The following is a 16,100-nucleotide window of genomic DNA, read 5'->3' as shown; positions in this document are numbered from 1 at the left end:
TTCCAGCAAAGCGGACCGAGAACCCGACATTGTCACCGTTTGAATTAGGTACAATTTGAAGTTCTCGGCTCCCGACGGGCCCGGTAAGGGCCCGGAACCCTGCCTCAGGCGGCCTTGACGGTGCGCTCGGAGACCTTCTTCGGCTGGGCGACGGCCTTGATCTCGTCCAGGCTGGCGACGACGCGGCGGCTCAGGATGTCCGAAGCCTCGTTGGTGACCTTCGAGACGATGTCCTGAAGCTCGCGGGCGTTCGAGACGTTCTTCTCGTAGGCGGCCTTGACCAGATCGGCCTGCTTGATGATGGTGTCCTCGACCTTGGCGGTCGGCGCGGCGTTCGACAGGAGGCCCTGGAACTGCTCCATGGACTGGCGAGCGATCTCGCCCTGGCGCTGGACGACGGTCTGCATGCCCTGGGCGAAGGTCTGGCCGGCGGCGGTCAGAGCCTCGACGTTGCGGCGCTGGATGTCGAACATGGCGTTGAAGTCGAAGCCGGGAACCTTGAACTGCTCGAAGCCGGAAACCTTGAACTGCTCGAAGCCGGGAACCTTGAACGGAGTGAACGTATTCATGAAAGCGTCTCCCAAGAAGATGATGATTTGGTTGCGTTGAGATGCCGGGTCCGTCCCCCCTGGGGGAACGTTCGGGGCTGGTCTCTTGCTGCACTGCAACATGAGAGGGATCGGCTTCCGGTTCAAGAGGAATCGTGCGTAGCCAGAGTGCATTTTTCTGGAAAACCGCCGGAGCTGTACGCAAGGACGTGTTTCGGCACGGATGCCTATGACCAATGGTCTAATCCCTGTGAGCAGGGAGGGCCATAGCCGCCACGGTTCGGGTGTGGCATGGTGGCCGCGTGGTCGAGGGGACATGATGAGCAGCGCAGGACGGCGAAAGGCTTCATACCGGCCGCAGCTCGACCCTTCGGGCGAGAGCGTGCGCTATACGGACACGACCCCGGTCAGCGCCAACGAACGCTGCCGGGACTGCGGGCGGAAGCACGGCACGGTGGTGCGCTGCCTGGCGGACGGACGCTGGTTCGATGCCGACGACCAGACTTGGCGCGACCGGCGCGGGCGCCGCGCCGCCTGGCCGAACGTGGTCGAATACGCCGAGGTCCGCGACATGCCGGTGACCGTGCGTCTCGTGCGGCTGTCCGGCGACGCCAGCGGCAAGCTCCGCAAGCTCTGCCGCCGCTGCCAGATGAGCCAGGAGGCGCTGCGCAACGCCATTCGTAACCGCGTCCGGGCGCTCAGCCGGAGGGCGCTGGGCGATCTGTTCCTGGGCGGCTACAACGAGCCGGACCAACTCGAGCGGTTCAAGGTCCTGTCCCCGTCCAGGCGTGCCCGGACCGGGGATAGAACGGTGCCGGAGGGGCGTGCCGCGAAGAAACCCGACGATCCGGCCTGACTCCGGCGGCCTGGAGGTCCATCTCAGGGAAACCGGCCGTCCTCGGCCCTGATTTCCCGGAATGGAGACCGCCCGATGACCTTGACGCCGAAACTCAGCCGCCGCTCCCTGCTGGGCCTGATGACGGCGGCCGGGGCGGTCGCCGTCCTGGCGCCCTCCTCGGGCAGGGCGCAAGCCGAGCCGCCGACGACGCGGCCGATCCCGTCGAGCGGCGAGTCGATCCCGGCTGTCGGGCTCGGCTCCTGGATCACCTTCAATGTCGGCGACGACCCGGTCCTGCGAGACGAGTGCGCCGACGTGATGGCCGCCTTCTTCGAGGCCGGCGGGCGGATGATCGACAGTTCGCCCATGTACGGCTCGTCCCAGGCGGTGATCGGCCACGGGCTTGGCCGGCTCGGCGGCCCGCCGGCCCTGTTCTCGGCGGACAAGGTCTGGATCTCGTCCCCCGCCGCCGGTCCCGGCCAGATCGAGGAATCGCGCCGCCTCTGGGACGTGCCCCGGTTCGATCTGCTCCAGGTCCACAACCTGCTCTCGTGGGAACGGCACCTGGAGACCCTGTTCGCCATGAAGGCGGAGGGACGGCTGCGGTATGTCGGCATCACCACCTCCGAGGGCCGGCGCCACGGCGAGTTCGAGCGTATCATGCGCGACTACCCGCTCGACTTCGTCCAGGTCAGCTACAACGTGCTGGACCGCGAGGTGGAGGAGCGCATCCTGCCGCTGGCCGCCGAACGCGGCATCGGCGTGATCGTCAACCGGCCGTTCCGCCAGGGCGCCCTGACCCGCGGACTGGAAGGGCAGGCGCTGCCCGGCTGGGCGGCGGAGATCGGGTGCGAAACCTGGGCGCAGCTGCTCCTGAAATTCATCATCTCGCACCCGGCCGTCACCTGCGCCATCCCGGCGACCACCCGGATAGACCATGTGCGGGAAAACATGGCCGCCGCGCACGGGCCGATGCCGGACGAGGCGATGCGCCGGCGCATGGCGGCCCATGTCGAGGATCTCTGATGTCGGAGTGGTGGACCTACACGCTCTCCGACTTCCTGCTGTTCTCGCCGCGCACCTACTACCGCCTGTTCGAGCTTCACAACGGGAGCCTGTGGCCGGCGCATCTGGCGGCGCTCGCCGCCGGCGTCGCGATCCTGGCGCTGGCGGCGCGCGGCGGCCCGGCGCGGGGCCGCATCGTCGCGGCCCTGCTGGCGGCCTGCTGGGCCTGGGTCGCCTGGAGCTTCCTTTATACCCGCTACGCCACGATCAACTGGGCGGCGACATGGTTCGCGGGCCTGTTCCTGGTCCAGGCCGTGCTGCTGGTGGTCGTGGGCACCCTCGGCGGAAAGCTGGATCTCGCCGCCGGCCGCCCCTGGCGGCTCGGCCTGTTCTTCTTCGCCCTGGCGGTGCAGCCGCTGGCCGGCGTGCTGGCCGGGCGGGACTGGGCGCAGGTGGAAGTGTTCGCCATGACGCCCGATCCCACCGCTGTCGGCACGCTCGGCATCGCGGCGCTCGCGTCCGGCCCGTGGCGCTGGGGTCTGATGGTCATCCCCGTCCTGTGGTGCATGGCCAGCGGCGCCACGCTGTGGACGATGGAGGCCCCCGACGCCCTTGTCCCACCGGCGGCGGCGCTGGCGGCCCTGGTGATCGCTGTCCGTAGAAATCGCGAACATGACGCTCTAGCCGACCTGCGGTGACAGAACCCCGGGGCATGCTGAACCTCGGAGGCCGGCAATCGTTAACGATCCAGCGAAACAAGATACGGGAGGCCGACATGGCCAATCTGACCAAGGTGCTCGGCACGATGCTGGTATCCGGGCTTGCAGGACGGACCGGCGGACGAGGTGCCGCGCTGGCGACCGCGGCGCCGATGCTGCTCGGCGGCGGCAGGACGAAGGGCGGCATGGGCCTGGGCGGCAAGGCCGGCATGGCGGCGCTGGCTTATCTCGCCTACAAGACCTATCGGGACAGCGGCAGCGGCAGCGGCAGCGGCGGGCAGGCGGCGGCCACCCCGGCGGAGCCGGCTCCGAAGGCGGGGGCCAGCGGTCCCTTCGCCCCGATCTTCGACGCTCTCGGCGTGTTCCAGCCGACCAAGGAGGTCCCGGCGGAACCGCAGATGAACGAGGACCAGGCCCTGCTGCTGATCCGCGCCATGATCTCCGCGGCGAACGCCGACGGCCAGATCACCGCCGAGGAGCGCCAGCGCATCGTGCAGCACCTGGACAAGGCAGGTGCCGGGCCGGAGGAGCGGCAGATCGTCGAGCAGGAGATCCGCCAGCCCCGCTCGACCGACGACATCATCCGCCAGGTCAAGGACCAGGACACCGCCGAACAGGTCTATCTGGCATCGGAGATCGCGATCCGCGGCGGTTCCGAGACCGAGCGGCGTTACCTGGACTTCCTGGCGAGCCGCCTGAACATTCCCGACGACCGCCGCCGGGAGCTGGACAGCGTCGCTTCGTAAGGAGCGGATCGACCCGAGGGGCGGCATCCTGTCGCCCCTGTTGCCTCCCACGCCCGCCCGGACCGGGCGGTCAATGCACCGGGCGCCTAGTTGTCCCGCACAGTGTTTTTGATGACGTTCGGCGGAGCGGAGTGCGGTAGGTCGGCCTTCGCCCGTCAGGGCGAACGCCGACGCCCTGCGTCAAGGCTCCGGCCACGCTGTCGGCGTCGGCCTTCGGCTGAGGCCGACCTACGATAAATCAATCAAAACCCCTGTGCCGAGCCACTAGAGCGGTTTCCGAACAGGTTGAACCGCTCCGGTCCATGCGGCCTGCCGTTCCATTCGCCGCGATGCGTTGGGCCGTGGCCCAGCGCATCGGCCCGGCTGCCCTGGCCGGATCGACCTGATCGGGCACAGCTCTAATGCACCAGGCGTCCGACGGTCCACCGCGACACTTCCGTCAGCGCCTCGTCGAACGGGATCTCGGGATGGTGGAAGCGGTGGATGATCAGTGCGGCCTCAAGTGCGTGCCGGTCGGGGGCTCCGGACGCCTTCATCTCGGAAAAGGCTCGTTCGACGGCTATGCGGCAGCACATGGCAGGATCTCCAGGCTCTTGATGGTCTTGCGTCCGATACGTACCGGGCAATATGCATCACGACTTCAGGTGTTCGAGTAGGATCTTGGTGCCGATGCCGATCAGGCCAAGCCCCCCGATCAATTCGGCGCGGCGCCCGAGCAGCGGACCGGCCACGTGGCCCAGCATGACGCCGCCGAACGCCATCAGGAAAGTCACGACTCCCACAACCGTCGCCGTCGCCGCGATGTCCACGTCGGCCATGGCGAGGCCCACGCCGACCGCACTGGCGTCGATGCTCGTGGCGACGCCGGTCGCCAGCAGCGACAGCCAGCCGGATCGCCTGGCCGCGGCGCCGTCGTCGGCTTCTCCCGCCAGCGCGTTGCGGACCATGCTGCCGCCGATGAGGAGAAGCAGCGCGAAGGCGATCCAGTGGTCGATGCCCTGGACCACCTCGGCGAAGGACGCACCGACCGCCCAGCCGACCACCGACATCACGAGCTGGCACGCGCCGAAGGTGGCACCGACGCGCAGCGCCTCGGGCAGGCCGGGCCGCGAATGGGCGGCGCCGCGTCCCAATGCCGCGGCGAACGAATCCATGGAAAGGCTGAAGGCGAGCGCGAACGAAGTGGCGCCGAACATCCGGGTGTCTCCGGCCAGACGAAACGAGATAGCACGCCCGCACCCGGTTGGCCTTCGGGCGGCGGTCGTGCCATCAGTCTCGCCGAGCCTCCGAACCTGACGTCCGGCTGCCGCACGCGCCACGGGCTATCCCCGAGTCTGTTGGCGCGAACCCCTCCCGCAGGAGGGTGGCTACTCCCCAATGGTCGGGCGCACCTTAGTGGCGGCAACAGCACCTGTCAATCTGAACAGCTGTTCAAATATCCCCGGTGCCGTCCCGGGATGCGCCCGGCCTTTTCCGTCCTCCGTACCCTGCCGTCAGGCCCTGAGCTGGTCGCCGATCGGTAGCCGGCGGATGCGCTTGCCGGTCGCCGCGAAGATGGCGTTGGTCAGGGCCGGCGCGAAGGGCGGGAGACCCGGCTCGCCGACGCCGCCCGGCGCCAGGTCCCAGTTCGACGGCACGATGTGGACGTTGATCTCCCGCGGGGCCTGGTCGATCCGGGCGACCTGGTAGTCGTCGAAGTTGCCCTGGACCACGCGGCCCTCCTTGAAGGAGATTTCGCTCGACAGAGCCAGGCTGAGGCCCATGATGCAGGCCCCTTCCATCTGGGCGCGCACCCGTTCCGGGTTGACCACGTTGCCGCAGTCGACCGCCACGTCGACCCGGGGAATGGTCAGGGTGCCGTCCTCGGCCACCACCGTCTCGACCACCGTCGCGACATAGGTCACGAAGCTGCGGTGCGCCGCGATGCCCAGGCCGTGGCCCTTGGGCAGCTGGCGCCCCCAGCCCGACTTCTCCGCCACCAGCTCGACCACGTGGCGCAACCGGCCGACATCGACCGGATAGACCTTGGTCGATTCACCGTAGTTCCACAGGGTGTCGAGCGACTCCAGCGCCGCCACCCGCGGCGGTCCCAGCAGTTCCAGAAGATAGTCCTTCTGGTCCTTGCCGGCCGCCGCCGCCAGCTCGGCCGCGAAGGACTGGATCGCGAAGGCGTGCGGGATGTTCGACACCGACCGGAACCAGCCGATCCGGGCGTGGGCCTCGGCCTCGCCGTTCTCGCAGCGCAGGTTGGGAATGTCGAACGGCACGTCAACCAGCCCCATGCCCAACTCGAACGGTCCCTGGTGCTTGGTGTCCGGCATGAAGATCGAGGTGATGGTCGGGGCCACGCTGCGATGCCGCCACGCCACCGCCTTGCCCTTGTCGTCCAGCCCGGCGTCGATCCGCTCGACCGAGACGGTATGGTAGTAGCCGTGCCGGATATCGTCCTCGCGGGTCCACAGCAGCTTGACCGGGGCGCCGCCCATCTCCTTGGACAGGAGCGCCGCCTCGATCGCGAAATCCGGCTTGGATTTGCGCCCGAAGCCGCCGCCGAGCAGCGTGACATGGACGGTCACGTCCTCCACCTTCATGCCCAGCCGCTCCGCCACGTCGGTGCGGGTGACCTGGGGCGCCTGGACGCAGGACCAGACCTCGCACTTGCCGCCGGCGATCCGCGCCGTCGCGGCCGGCGGCTCCATCGGCGCCTGCGCCAGGTGCGGGATGTAGTACTCCGCCTCGACCTTCTTGGCCGCCTTGCCCAGCGCCGCCTCGGCGTCGCCGTCGTCGCGCACCACCTTGGCCGGCCTGCGCGCGGTCTCTTCCATCTGCTTGCGGAAGGCCTCGCTGTCGTAGGACCCGTGCGGCCCGTCCTCCCAGGTGATCTTCAGCGCCTCGCGGCCCTTCATCGCCGCCCAGGTGTTCTTCGCGATCACGGCGACGCCGCCCAGCGGCTGGAACTTGGCGGGCGCCGGGGTGCCCTCGATCCGGACGATCTTCTCGACGCCGGGGACCTTCAGCGCCTCGCTGTCGTCGACCGAGGCGACCTTGCCGCCGAACACGGGCGGCCGGGCGACCACCGCGTACTTCATCCCCTCCATCCAGGTGTCGAAGCCGTACTGGGCCTTGCCCACCGTGATGTCGAAGCCGTCGGCCAGCGGCATCGGCTTGCCGATGTAGCGGAACTGTCCCGGGTTCTTCAGGCGGAGCTGGTCGTTGGCCGGGACCTCCAGGGTCGCCGCCTCCTCGGCCAGTTCGCCGTAGCCGAGCTTGCGGCCCGATGCCTTGTGGACGATCTCGTGGTTGCGCGCCTCGACCTCGCCGGACTCGACGCCCCAGCGCTTGGCCGCCGTCGCCTCGAGCATCATGCGGGCAGCCGCCCCCGCCTCGCGCATGGGCTGCATGAAGTGCCGGGTGCTGCGCGACCCGTCGGTGTCCTGGTTGCCGAACTTCTCCTCGTCGCCCGGCGCGTTGACCACGCGCACCCGCGCCCAGTCGGCCTCCAGCTCGTCGGCGACGATCTGCGGCATGCCGGTGCGGACGCCCTGGCCCATCTCCGACCGGTGGCAGACGATGGTGACGATGCCGTCCTTGCCGATCGAGATGAAGGCGTTGGGGTTGTTGACCGTGCCGTGCGGCATGGCGGCGGCGCCATAGGCCCCGGCGGTCTGGGCGACGGAGCTGCCCAAAGGCATGATCCGCGCCGCCAGCACCAGGCCGCCGCCGGCGACGATGCCCTTGAGCACGTCGCGCCGGCTGAAATTGAAAAGTCGGGTGGCCGCCATCTCAGGCCTCCTTCGCCGCGGCGCGGATCGCGCTGCGGATGCGGGTGTAGGTGCCGCAGCGGCAGATATTGCCCCACATCACGCTGTCGATGTCCTCGTCGGTGGGGTTCGGGGTCTGCTTCAGCAGGGCAGCCGCCTGCATGATCTGGCCGGTCTGGCAATAGCCGCATTGGGGAACGGCCTGGGCGCGCCACGCCTTCTGGAGCGGGTGGTTGCCCTCGGGGTCCAGGCCCTCGATGGTGGTCACCGACATGCCCTCGGCGGCGCTGACCGGGGTCTGGCACGACCGCACGGCCTCGCCTTCCAGATGGACGGTGCAGGCCCCGCACGACGCGATGCCGCAGCCGAACTTGGTCCCGGTCAGCCCCAGCTCGTCCCGCAGGTACCACAGCAGCGGCATTTCCCCGTCGCCGTCGTACTGCTTGTCCTGCCCGTTGATGCGCAACTTGATCATGGAATATTCTTTCCGTGTGAATGCCGTTCGATGGCTCGGCCCCGGTGCGGAGCGCAGCCCCAGCCCCGTGCGCGGATCGGTCCGGCCCTCAGCCCGACCCGGCGGGCGGCATGACGACGTACAGGATGTCCTTGATGGTGAGGTCCGATCCCGCCTGCCCGACCTGCCCGGCATCCTCCCACTCGAAGACGATCACCCGGCCGGTGATGCTTTCCAGCGTCATCGGCTTGCCGGCCTGGACCGGGCGGCGCGACGTGCCGTCCATCTTCTTCTCGGTCGAGGAAATGATTTCGAGCCCCCCGTCCGGCTGCGGAATGCCGATCCCGCAATTGGTCGCCGGACACCAGATCACCTGGGGGCACGGCTCCGAATAGGTCCCCTGCGCGCAGACCGTCTCCTTGACGTCCTGGGCCCGGGCTCCGCCCGGAGCGAGGACCGCCAGGACGCCGGCGGCCAAGGCAGCGCCCAGTGCTGTGCTTCTCATGCTCTCTGTCTCCCACCAAGGCGCCTTGCGCCGGAACCGGAGGAACAGGTTGAAGAAGTCCCGGGTTCCTTGTTGAAGCCGTGGAAAAGGACAGACCTGTCAGCCGCCTGCCATGCGGAAAATCAGTTTCGGGAGATGACGATCCACCGGGTATGCTGTCCAGTTGCCGGACGACCCGCAGGAGCCTTGCGACGGAAGCCTTGCGACGGCGAGGCCCCCGAGGGGTACGACCCCGGCCTGCCGGAAGGGAACCGCGACCGGGGGGCGGCTACCCCGGTACGCATTCACACTTTGTTAACCTGTGGAGCGGTTGGCGCTCACAACGAGAAGCTCCGGGGAGGAGTTCCGTTTCGAGAAAGTATAAAACTTTATATGCTTTTTATTCTCACACGAGCATTTTGCTAAAATACTATTAATCGGTAGTGTCTTGGTCATGCCGGCGACTACGAACAACCAAGCCCGGCAATGAAAATCGACCCGGTACTGACATCAAATGGTCAGTAACTAAAAAATAGGGACGACAATGGCTAAGATCGCAAAATACTCTCTCATTTCAACTCTCATTCTGACCGCTGGTATTGCTTCAACGTCCGCAGGAGAACTGGTTTACCAGCCGGTCAATCCCTCGTTCGGCGGCTATCCCGGCAATTCCGCCCATCTGCTCGGCATCGCCAGCGCCATCGACAAGTACAAGGACCCGTCGGCCAAGGACTACAGCTACGGCGCCACGACCCAGCAGGACGAATTCTCCCGCATCATCCGCTCCAGCATCCTGAGCCGCGTCGCGAGCCAGATCTCCGAGCAGATCTATGGCGAGAACGCGCAGGACGCGGGCCGCGTCGTGATCGATGACCAGATCATCGAATGGAACCGCGCCGGCAACGACATCAACCTGACCCTGAGCGGCGGCGGCGGCACCTCCGTCATCACCATCCCCCGGTTCTGAGCGTCTCCGGACCTCATCCAGAACCCGCGGACAATCGATGACGACGGAGACCTCCGATCATGAATTTCAGGAAACTCGCCCTTGTGGCGACCAGCCTGGTCGCCCTGTCGGCCTGCGCCTCGACCCACCCCGAACTGGCACTGTCCGAACAGCCCATGCTGGAGCAGCAGACCGTCAGCCTCGATGAACTGGCCTCGCTGCCCGAGCCGGCGCGCAAGCTGTCGGTCGCGGTCTACCGGTTCGACGACCTGACCGGCCAGAACAAGCCGAACGAGAACTTCTCCGAGTACAGCCGGGCGGTGACCCAGGGCGGCGCCACCATCCTGGTCCAGGCGCTGGAGAAGGCCGGCGGCCGCAAATGGTTCACCACCGTCGAGCGGGCCTCGCTCCCCTCGGTCCTCCAGGAACGCCAGATCATCCGGGCGACCCGCGAGGAGTACGGCGGACGCAGCCAGCCGCCGCTGCCGCCCATGAGCTTCGCCGGGATCATCCTGGACGGCGGCATCATCGGCTACGACAGCAACACCTTCACCGGCGGCCTCGGCGCCAGGTTCCTCGGCATCGGCGGCGACGTGAAGTACCGGCGCGACACGGTGACCGTCTATCTCCGCGCCATCGCGGTGCAGACCGGAGAAATCCTGAAGTCGGTCAGCACGACCAAGACGATCTACTCGGTCGGCGCCCAGGGCGGCGCGTTCCGCTATGTCGGCTTCAAGGAACTGCTTGAGGTCGAGACCGGCTTCACCACCAACGAGCCGCCGACCCTGGCGGTCCGCCAGGCGATCGAGAAGGCGGTCTACTCCCTGGTGGTCGAGGGCCTGGTGGACGGCTACTGGAGCCTGAAGGACCAGGCGCTGGCCCAGCCGCTGATCGACCGCCACTGGAAGCAGAAGGACGGCGTGTTCGGGGTCACCTCGGTCAAGACCACGCTGGAGGAGTACCGGAACGGCCAGAACGGCACCCGGATCGAGCCGCCGCCGAGCGACGAGCCCCAGGTCCGGCCCAGCCCGGAAGGCCGGATCCAGCCGGAAGTGCAGCCGGGATTGCCGCCCGCCCCTCCGGCCCCGGTCTACGTGCTGCCCGACGGCCGCAGCCCGATCCCCGCGGCACCCTCGGTCAGAGAATGATCCGCCTGCCGAAACAATCGTAAATCAATCAGCGAACACCCGTGGGTCCGGACAGTTTTCCGCCTCCGGCCTGCGGGAGGTTCCAAAAAGAAAATTCGTTAGACCATTTCGAGTCGGCTTCTTCAATCAATCGGTATTCCTGCAACAAGCAGGAGTTCCAAGTTTCCGCCTGCCTGCTCGTGATTTGGTTAGACCATTCTGCTGGTCGTTATTTCTGTAAGAGTCGAGGAAAGGTCCAAGAACATGCGTACTCTTCTTCTCTCCACCGTCGCGTTCGCCGCGCTGACCGTCTCGGGCGCCGCGCTGGCGGACAGCAACTCGGCCTATGTCGATCAGGTCGGCAACAATCACATGGCCGACGTCAGGCAGACCGGCTCCTACCTGAAGGGCACGGTCACCCAGTCCGGCGGCAACGGCTCCGACGCCTACATCACGCAGACCGGCGCGCGCAACAACACGACGCAGACGCAGACCGGCTCCGACCACCTTGCCACGGCGGTCCAGTCCGGCTCCGACAACCGGCCCGTGACCACGTACTTCTTCGGCACCACCGTCTACGGCATCGACCAGACCCAGTCCGGCACCGAGCAGAAGGCCGAAGCGACCCAGGCGGGCAGCAAAAACCGGATCTCGCAGGAGCAGAAGAACCACAAGAACTACGCGATCGCGACCCAGCAAGGCGGGTCCCGGCAGACCATCCTGCAGGACCAGGACGGCGTCGAGAACTACGCCGTCGCCGGTCAGCCGGGCATCGGCTCGAACAACCTGATCGACCAGGAGCAGGACGGCTACCACAACGACGCCATCGCCTACCAGAACACCGGCTCGTCCCTGACCACCAAGCAGAAGCAGAACGGTGACGTGAACATCGCCATCGTCAACACGCAGGGCGGCACGCTCGGCCTGATCGACCAGTATCAGAGGGGCGACCACAACCGCGCCGAGGCCAAGGCCGACGGCTTCGGGCTGGCAGCCTACCAGACCCAGGTCGGTGACTTCAACCAGGCTTACATCACGCAGACCGGCAACCTGAGCAAGGGCGAGCAGGTCCAGGCGGGCGATTCGAACGAGGCCCGCATGACCCAGGGCACCGCCGTTCTCAGCTACGGCCTCCAGCTGCAGGAAGGCGACGACAACCTGGCCAAGCTGAGCCAGTCCGGCCACGGCGGCAACTTCTCCTACCAGTACCAGTTCGGCGACGACAACAAGTCGGACGTGACGCAGGCCGGCTCGTGGAACGTCTCCACCACCCTCCAGAACGGTTCCGAGCACTACGCGCTGGTCTCGCAGACCGGCAGCGGCAACAACTCGAAGGTCGAGCAGTACCACTCCAAGAACGCCGCCCACGTGACGCAGAACGGTTCCGGCAACCGGTCGACCGTGACCCAGCGCTGAAGCTGAAGCGGACCGGCGCGGGAGCCGCCACGCTCCCGCGCGTCCCTTCCTCCACCCGTCCCCCGAATTCAAGCCGGCCAGCGACCGGCGCTTACGAACGCAAGAGAGGCTGAACGACCATGCGGAAAATTCTTCTCTCCACGGTGGCCCTCGCCGCCCTCGCAGCCGCCGGGCCGGTGCTGGCGGACAACAACTACGCCTATATCGACCAGATCGGTAACGGCAACTTCAACGACACGGCCCAGAGCGGCAGCCGGAACGAGATCACCGTCACCCAGGAAGGGGACGGCAACTCCGCCTCCATGTCGCAGACCGGCACCGACAACGGGTACCTGCAGTATTCCACCCCGGTGGACGGGATCAGCTATGACTCGCGGTCCTTCCAGTACCAGAAGGGCGACGGGAACAGCGCGTCGGCCGCCGTCAGCGGCACGAAGAACTGGAGCCGGCAGACGCAGGTGGGCGACGGCAACGGTTCGGTCGTCCTCCAGGATGGCACTTCGAACCAGGCGATCCTGGTCCAGAAGGGAACCCTCGCCAAGCCCGACGTCGAGGGCAACCAGGCGTACCAGCAGCAGAACGGCAACCGGAACAAGGTCAACATTCGGCACTCGTCGAACGGCAACCTGGCGGCCCAGTTCCAGTCGGGCGACGACAACCAAGCCATCGCCACCTCCAGGGCCGGTACCGCCAAATCCAAAGGCGGCGACAACGTCGCCGCGCAGGCCCAGGCCGGCAACCGCAACCTGGCACAGATCGACCAGATCAGCGCCGCCAATTTCGCGGGGCAGATCCAGGTCGGCGACGACAACTTGGCGGGCATCTCCCAGGAGGAGGGCACCGGCAACTTCGGAATGCAGGCCACTTTCGGCGACGGCAACCTCCTGGACCTGACGCAGAAGGGTGGAGCCAACATTTCCTTCCAGTACCAGAACGGCGACGCCAACAAGTCGTTGGTGCAGCAGGTCGGCTCGCAGAACCGCTCCGGCATGTCCCAGGCCGGCAACGGCAACTACGGCTCGACGGCCCAGGTCGGCAACGGCAACCAGTCCGCCGTCAAGCAGAACTGATCCCTGCCGATTCCGGGGAAGCCTCCGGGCTTCCCCCCTTCTTCCTCACTCTTCCAGCCCGGAGGCGACGATGCGCAAGTTCCTGTTTTCCGCCCTTGTCCTGGCGGCGCTCGGCTCCGCTCCGGCCGTCGCGGGTTCCGGCAGCGCCTATATCGACCAGATCGGGCACGGCAATGCGGCCACGGTCACGCAGCACGGATCGAACAACTTCTTCGAGACCCGGCAGAAGGGACAGCGGAACGAGACATCCCTCGTCCAGACCGGGTCCGGCAATTTCGCGGTGGTCAACCAGACCGGCAGCCGGAACCAGGCGACCGGTTTCCAGGCCGGCTCCATGGCGGCGACCATCACGCAGACCGGCAGCCGGCACGAGGCCGCGTTCTCCAGCAACGTGACCGCCGACCGGAACGCCCCGCCGGTCACCATCACCCAATTCGGCACCGGAGCCAAGGTCTCCGTCAGGACCGTCCGGTAGCCGTTCCCAGGCATGGGCCCTTGCCGTCGAGGCATGAGAGGGGGGCCGTGCACGCACGAGAGTGCGACATTAGCCAGACTGAAACCCCGGTGCGCGACCCCGCGCACCGGGGCTTTTTTCGTTTGGCAGGGCCGGCCCATCGGATTTCCCGCGGGGGCGCCTATCTGCTATCTGTCCGTTCCCGCCCTCCTCCAGACCGAAAGACACCGGGTCCATGCGCAGCGATCACGCCGTCTCCATCGTCGGGCTGGGATATGTCGGACTGCCCATCGCGGTCGCCTTCGGCCGGAACGGCCATCGGGTCATAGGATTCGACATCGACTCCCGGCGGATCGCCGAGCTGCGGCGTCACCACGACCGGACCGGCGAGGTCACGGCGGAGGCGCTGGCGGAGGCCGCTATCGGGCTGACCGACGATCCCGCCGCCCTGGCGGAGGCGACCGTCCATATCGTCACGGTGCCGACGCCGATCTCCGACGCGAAGCGTCCCGACCTGGGGCCGCTGCTGGCCGCGTCCCGCACCGTCGGGGACCGTTTGAAGCGCGGCGACCTCGTGGTCTTCGAATCGACGGTGTTTCCCGGCGCCACCGAGGCGGAATGCGTGCCGATCCTGGAGGCGCGGTCCGGGCTGGCATACGGCCGCGACTTCGCGGTGGGCTATTCGCCGGAACGGATCAACCCCGGCGACCGCGAGCACCGGTTCGAGACGATCACCAAGGTGGTCTCGGCCTCCAGCCCTGAGGCGCTCGACCGGGTCGCGGCCCTGTATGGCGGGGTGGTGCGCGCCGGAATCCACCGGGCGCCCTCGATCGCGGTGGCGGAGGCCGCCAAGGTGATCGAGAACACCCAGCGCGACCTGAACATCGCCCTGATGAACGAGCTGGCCTGCATCTTCCAGCGCCTGGGCATCGACACCCGCGACGTGCTGGAGGCGGCGGGGACCAAGTGGAACTTCCTGAACTTCACCCCCGGCCTGGTCGGCGGCCACTGCATCGGGGTCGACCCCTATTACCTGACGCACCGGGCGGAGCAGGCGGGCTACCAGCCGGAGGTGATCCTCGCCGGGCGCAGGATCAACGACGGCATGGGCGCCTTCATCGCGCAGGAAACCGTCAAGCGGCTGATGCGGGAGGGCGGCGGCGGTGCCGGCGGGATGCGGGTCACGGTCCTGGGGTTGACCTTCAAGGAGAACGTGCCGGATATCCGGAACACCCGCGTCGTCGACATCCTGCGCGAGCTGGAAAGCTTCGGCGTGTCCGTCGCCCTGCACGATCCCCTGGCCGACCCGGCGGAGGCCCGGCACGAGTACGGCATCGACCTGCTGCCCCTGGAGGATCTCCCGCCGGCCGATGCCGTGATCCTGGCCGTCCCCCACGCCGGCTACATGGCGGCGGGCTGGCCCGGCATCGCCCGGCTGCTGGAAGGCGGACGGGGGCTGGCGGTGGACGTCAAGTCGTGCCTGGACCGGGCCGCGGCGCCGGAGGGCATACGGCTGTGGCGCCTGTGAGCGGGTCCACCATCACATACGTGTGCACGCCGGATCATGCGGTCCTGTCGCGCGAATAATCTCGATCATCAAGGGCTTTTGCGCTAGATGGAGAGTCGTCTGCATCTTCCGGCCTGCTTGGCCGGATAATACCGGAATGCCATGCTGGATGGTCGCGTTCTTAAGACATCTGGTCGAGAATACGACCCTCCGGACGCTCATCACATCCTCGATGAATGTCGTGAACTCCGTCCTCGCGGGATTCCTCGTATTCCAGATGACCAACACCGAAGTCATCAAAAGACCGGACGGAGAGGTTCTCGCCACCCTGACGCTCGACTGGGCGGGTTACACCGACGCCAGCGCTTTCTGGATGCTCCTGGCAAGCATTCTCGTCACAGGGGTCTATATCTTCTACTCGGACCGGCACGAGAGGGATATCATGAGATATGGAGATCCTGATTTCATCGAAGCGCTGGTGACGAAAATTCACTTGGACAGCCTGTGCCGCAAGGCCGAGGACGATATACGCAACGGCACCCTATTGACGCTATCGGAAGTCTTGGAGAGGTTCAGGAGATGAAAAGCCAACGGTTGCCCGGTCCTGCTCCCTCCGAAACGCTCCCGAGGGGCGAAGTACTCCTCAGGAACGAAGTCGCGGCCAAGCTCGACCGCATGACCGACAAGCAGGGAACGGTGGATTTCCTCGAAACCATAAGGTTCCTGGAAACAGACCCCCGGAAGCTGAGGGCGACCTGTTACGAGGCAGACGGGACTTCATCCGTCTTCTCCATCAGGTTGGGCAACATCAAGGCTATCCTGATGAAGAAATTCACCGATGCTTCGGAATCTCAGAACCCAAAGCTCACCTACTACGTCATAGACGTTGAAGAGAGTTCGAAACCGGCGGAAAGCATAGCAGGTTACGTCAAGCGATATCTTGATCCGATACGCAATCCTGCCAAGCAATGATGCCCACTGCCCCCGGCAAACCTTGATGCCGACGTTTCCGGGGCGGCATCGAT

Annotated in this window: 18 protein-coding genes; 12 read left to right on the top strand and 6 right to left on the bottom strand. The window is 66.7% G+C overall.

What is annotated here, in order from left to right:
- Nucleotides 1-104: 104 nt before the first annotated feature.
- Nucleotides 105-569, bottom strand: coding sequence for a phasin family protein (locus DPR14_RS27605; RefSeq protein WP_192499159.1), 465 nt, complete (start codon nt 567-569; stop codon nt 105-107).
- A gap of 295 nt (nt 570-864) precedes the next feature.
- On the opposite strand from DPR14_RS27605, the gene DPR14_RS27600 reads away from it, so the two are divergent.
- From DPR14_RS27600 to DPR14_RS25245, 4 genes are all read left to right on the top strand, one after another.
- Nucleotides 865-1,404 carry a hypothetical protein gene (locus tag DPR14_RS27600; protein ID WP_192499158.1) on the top strand — a complete coding sequence of 180 codons (540 nt, stop codon included), beginning with the start codon at nt 865-867 and terminating at the stop codon, nt 1,402-1,404.
- Between the two features lie 75 nt (nt 1,405-1,479).
- Nucleotides 1,480-2,412 (top strand): aldo/keto reductase, encoded by a 933-nt coding sequence (locus DPR14_RS25255; RefSeq protein WP_158047609.1) that lies wholly within the window; start codon nt 1,480-1,482, stop codon nt 2,410-2,412.
- On the top strand, nt 2,412-3,089 hold the full coding sequence (locus DPR14_RS25250; protein WP_158047608.1) for a DUF6064 family protein: 678 nt from the start codon (nt 2,412-2,414) through the stop codon (nt 3,087-3,089). The genes DPR14_RS25255 and DPR14_RS25250 overlap by 1 nt, the downstream gene beginning before the upstream one ends.
- Nucleotides 3,090-3,166: 77 nt before the next feature.
- Nucleotides 3,167-3,856, top strand: coding sequence for a tellurite resistance TerB family protein (locus tag DPR14_RS25245; RefSeq protein WP_158047607.1), 690 nt, complete (start codon nt 3,167-3,169; stop codon nt 3,854-3,856).
- A gap of 398 nt (nt 3,857-4,254) precedes the next feature.
- Here the strand turns inward: DPR14_RS25245 and DPR14_RS27595 are convergent, their stop codons facing one another.
- The 5 genes from DPR14_RS27595 to DPR14_RS25225 all read right to left on the bottom strand — a co-directional run bounded on the left by DPR14_RS27595 (nt 4,255) and on the right by DPR14_RS25225 (nt 8,576).
- Nucleotides 4,255-4,431: a hypothetical protein gene (locus tag DPR14_RS27595; protein WP_192499157.1), complete on the bottom strand. Its 177-nt coding sequence runs from the start codon at nt 4,429-4,431 to the stop codon at nt 4,255-4,257.
- Nucleotides 4,432-4,488: 57 nt separating this feature from the next.
- Nucleotides 4,489-5,052 (bottom strand): manganese efflux pump MntP, encoded by a 564-nt coding sequence (locus DPR14_RS25240; protein WP_158047606.1) that lies wholly within the window; start codon nt 5,050-5,052, stop codon nt 4,489-4,491.
- Nucleotides 5,053-5,349: 297 nt separating this feature from the next.
- Nucleotides 5,350-7,638 carry a xanthine dehydrogenase family protein molybdopterin-binding subunit gene (locus tag DPR14_RS25235; RefSeq protein WP_158047605.1) on the bottom strand — a complete coding sequence of 763 codons (2,289 nt, stop codon included), beginning with the start codon at nt 7,636-7,638 and terminating at the stop codon, nt 5,350-5,352.
- A gap of 1 nt (nt 7,639) precedes the next feature.
- The gene (locus DPR14_RS25230; protein ID WP_158047604.1) at nt 7,640-8,092 is read right to left on the bottom strand and encodes a (2Fe-2S)-binding protein; all 453 of its coding nucleotides are present in this window, start codon (nt 8,090-8,092) and stop codon (nt 7,640-7,642) included.
- Nucleotides 8,093-8,180: 88 nt separating this feature from the next.
- Nucleotides 8,181-8,576, bottom strand: a complete 396-nt coding sequence (locus DPR14_RS25225; RefSeq protein WP_158047603.1) for a hypothetical protein — start codon at nt 8,574-8,576, stop codon at nt 8,181-8,183.
- A gap of 523 nt (nt 8,577-9,099) precedes the next feature.
- Here DPR14_RS25225 and DPR14_RS25220 point away from each other — a divergent pair.
- The 8 genes from DPR14_RS25220 to DPR14_RS25185 all read left to right on the top strand — a co-directional run bounded on the left by DPR14_RS25220 (nt 9,100) and on the right by DPR14_RS25185 (nt 16,047).
- Nucleotides 9,100-9,522, top strand: coding sequence for a curli assembly protein CsgF (locus tag DPR14_RS25220; RefSeq protein ID WP_158047602.1), 423 nt, complete (start codon nt 9,100-9,102; stop codon nt 9,520-9,522).
- Between the two features lie 59 nt (nt 9,523-9,581).
- Entirely contained in the window at nt 9,582-10,649 is a 1,068-nt protein-coding gene (locus DPR14_RS25215) for a CsgG/HfaB family protein (protein ID WP_158047601.1), read from the top strand.
- A gap of 243 nt (nt 10,650-10,892) precedes the next feature.
- Nucleotides 10,893-12,044 carry a hypothetical protein gene (locus DPR14_RS25210; protein ID WP_158047600.1) on the top strand — a complete coding sequence of 384 codons (1,152 nt, stop codon included), beginning with the start codon at nt 10,893-10,895 and terminating at the stop codon, nt 12,042-12,044.
- A gap of 119 nt (nt 12,045-12,163) precedes the next feature.
- The gene (locus DPR14_RS25205) at nt 12,164-13,114 is read left to right on the top strand and encodes a hypothetical protein (protein WP_158047599.1); all 951 of its coding nucleotides are present in this window, start codon (nt 12,164-12,166) and stop codon (nt 13,112-13,114) included.
- 70 nt (nt 13,115-13,184) lie between these two features.
- On the top strand, nt 13,185-13,589 hold the full coding sequence (locus DPR14_RS25200) for a hypothetical protein (protein WP_158047598.1): 405 nt from the start codon (nt 13,185-13,187) through the stop codon (nt 13,587-13,589).
- 214 nt (nt 13,590-13,803) lie between these two features.
- Nucleotides 13,804-15,096 carry a nucleotide sugar dehydrogenase gene (locus DPR14_RS25195; protein WP_158047597.1) on the top strand — a complete coding sequence of 431 codons (1,293 nt, stop codon included), beginning with the start codon at nt 13,804-13,806 and terminating at the stop codon, nt 15,094-15,096.
- Nucleotides 15,097-15,232: 136 nt separating this feature from the next.
- Complete coding sequence (locus tag DPR14_RS25190) at nt 15,233-15,658, top strand: hypothetical protein (RefSeq protein ID WP_158047596.1); 426 nt, start codon at nt 15,233-15,235, stop codon at nt 15,656-15,658.
- The gene (locus DPR14_RS25185; protein ID WP_158047595.1) at nt 15,655-16,047 is read left to right on the top strand and encodes a hypothetical protein; all 393 of its coding nucleotides are present in this window, start codon (nt 15,655-15,657) and stop codon (nt 16,045-16,047) included. The genes DPR14_RS25190 and DPR14_RS25185 overlap by 4 nt, the downstream gene beginning before the upstream one ends.
- The last annotated feature ends 53 nt before the right edge of the window (nt 16,048-16,100 follow it).

The sequence above is a fragment of the Skermanella pratensis genome (assembly GCF_008843145.1).
In the GTDB taxonomy this organism is placed as follows: domain Bacteria; phylum Pseudomonadota; class Alphaproteobacteria; order Azospirillales; family Azospirillaceae; genus Skermanella; species Skermanella pratensis.
The sequence above is the reverse complement of the archived record's forward strand: the minus strand, read 5'-3'. Positions and strand labels throughout refer to the sequence as shown.

Coding starts and splice junctions, on each gene's coding strand:
- DPR14_RS27595 (WP_192499157.1), bottom strand. CDS start 4,431: ATGTGCTGCCGCATAGCCGTCGAACGAGCCTTTTCCGAGATGAAGGCG.
- DPR14_RS25245 (WP_158047607.1), top strand. CDS start 3,167: ATGGCCAATCTGACCAAGGTGCTCGGCACGATGCTGGTATCCGGGCTT.
- DPR14_RS25205 (WP_158047599.1), top strand. CDS start 12,164: ATGCGGAAAATTCTTCTCTCCACGGTGGCCCTCGCCGCCCTCGCAGCC.
- DPR14_RS27600 (WP_192499158.1), top strand. CDS start 865: ATGATGAGCAGCGCAGGACGGCGAAAGGCTTCATACCGGCCGCAGCTC.
- DPR14_RS25185 (WP_158047595.1), top strand. CDS start 15,655: ATGAAAAGCCAACGGTTGCCCGGTCCTGCTCCCTCCGAAACGCTCCCG.
- DPR14_RS25215 (WP_158047601.1), top strand. CDS start 9,582: ATGAATTTCAGGAAACTCGCCCTTGTGGCGACCAGCCTGGTCGCCCTG.
- DPR14_RS25230 (WP_158047604.1), bottom strand. CDS start 8,092: ATGATCAAGTTGCGCATCAACGGGCAGGACAAGCAGTACGACGGCGAC.
- DPR14_RS25255 (WP_158047609.1), top strand. CDS start 1,480: ATGACCTTGACGCCGAAACTCAGCCGCCGCTCCCTGCTGGGCCTGATG.
- DPR14_RS25240 (WP_158047606.1), bottom strand. CDS start 5,052: ATGTTCGGCGCCACTTCGTTCGCGCTCGCCTTCAGCCTTTCCATGGAT.
- DPR14_RS25190 (WP_158047596.1), top strand. CDS start 15,233: ATGCCATGCTGGATGGTCGCGTTCTTAAGACATCTGGTCGAGAATACG.
- DPR14_RS25220 (WP_158047602.1), top strand. CDS start 9,100: ATGGCTAAGATCGCAAAATACTCTCTCATTTCAACTCTCATTCTGACC.
- DPR14_RS25210 (WP_158047600.1), top strand. CDS start 10,893: ATGCGTACTCTTCTTCTCTCCACCGTCGCGTTCGCCGCGCTGACCGTC.
- DPR14_RS25235 (WP_158047605.1), bottom strand. CDS start 7,638: ATGGCGGCCACCCGACTTTTCAATTTCAGCCGGCGCGACGTGCTCAAG.
- DPR14_RS25250 (WP_158047608.1), top strand. CDS start 2,412: ATGTCGGAGTGGTGGACCTACACGCTCTCCGACTTCCTGCTGTTCTCG.
- DPR14_RS25200 (WP_158047598.1), top strand. CDS start 13,185: ATGCGCAAGTTCCTGTTTTCCGCCCTTGTCCTGGCGGCGCTCGGCTCC.
- DPR14_RS27605 (WP_192499159.1), bottom strand. CDS start 569: ATGAATACGTTCACTCCGTTCAAGGTTCCCGGCTTCGAGCAGTTCAAG.
- DPR14_RS25195 (WP_158047597.1), top strand. CDS start 13,804: ATGCGCAGCGATCACGCCGTCTCCATCGTCGGGCTGGGATATGTCGGA.
- DPR14_RS25225 (WP_158047603.1), bottom strand. CDS start 8,576: ATGAGAAGCACAGCACTGGGCGCTGCCTTGGCCGCCGGCGTCCTGGCG.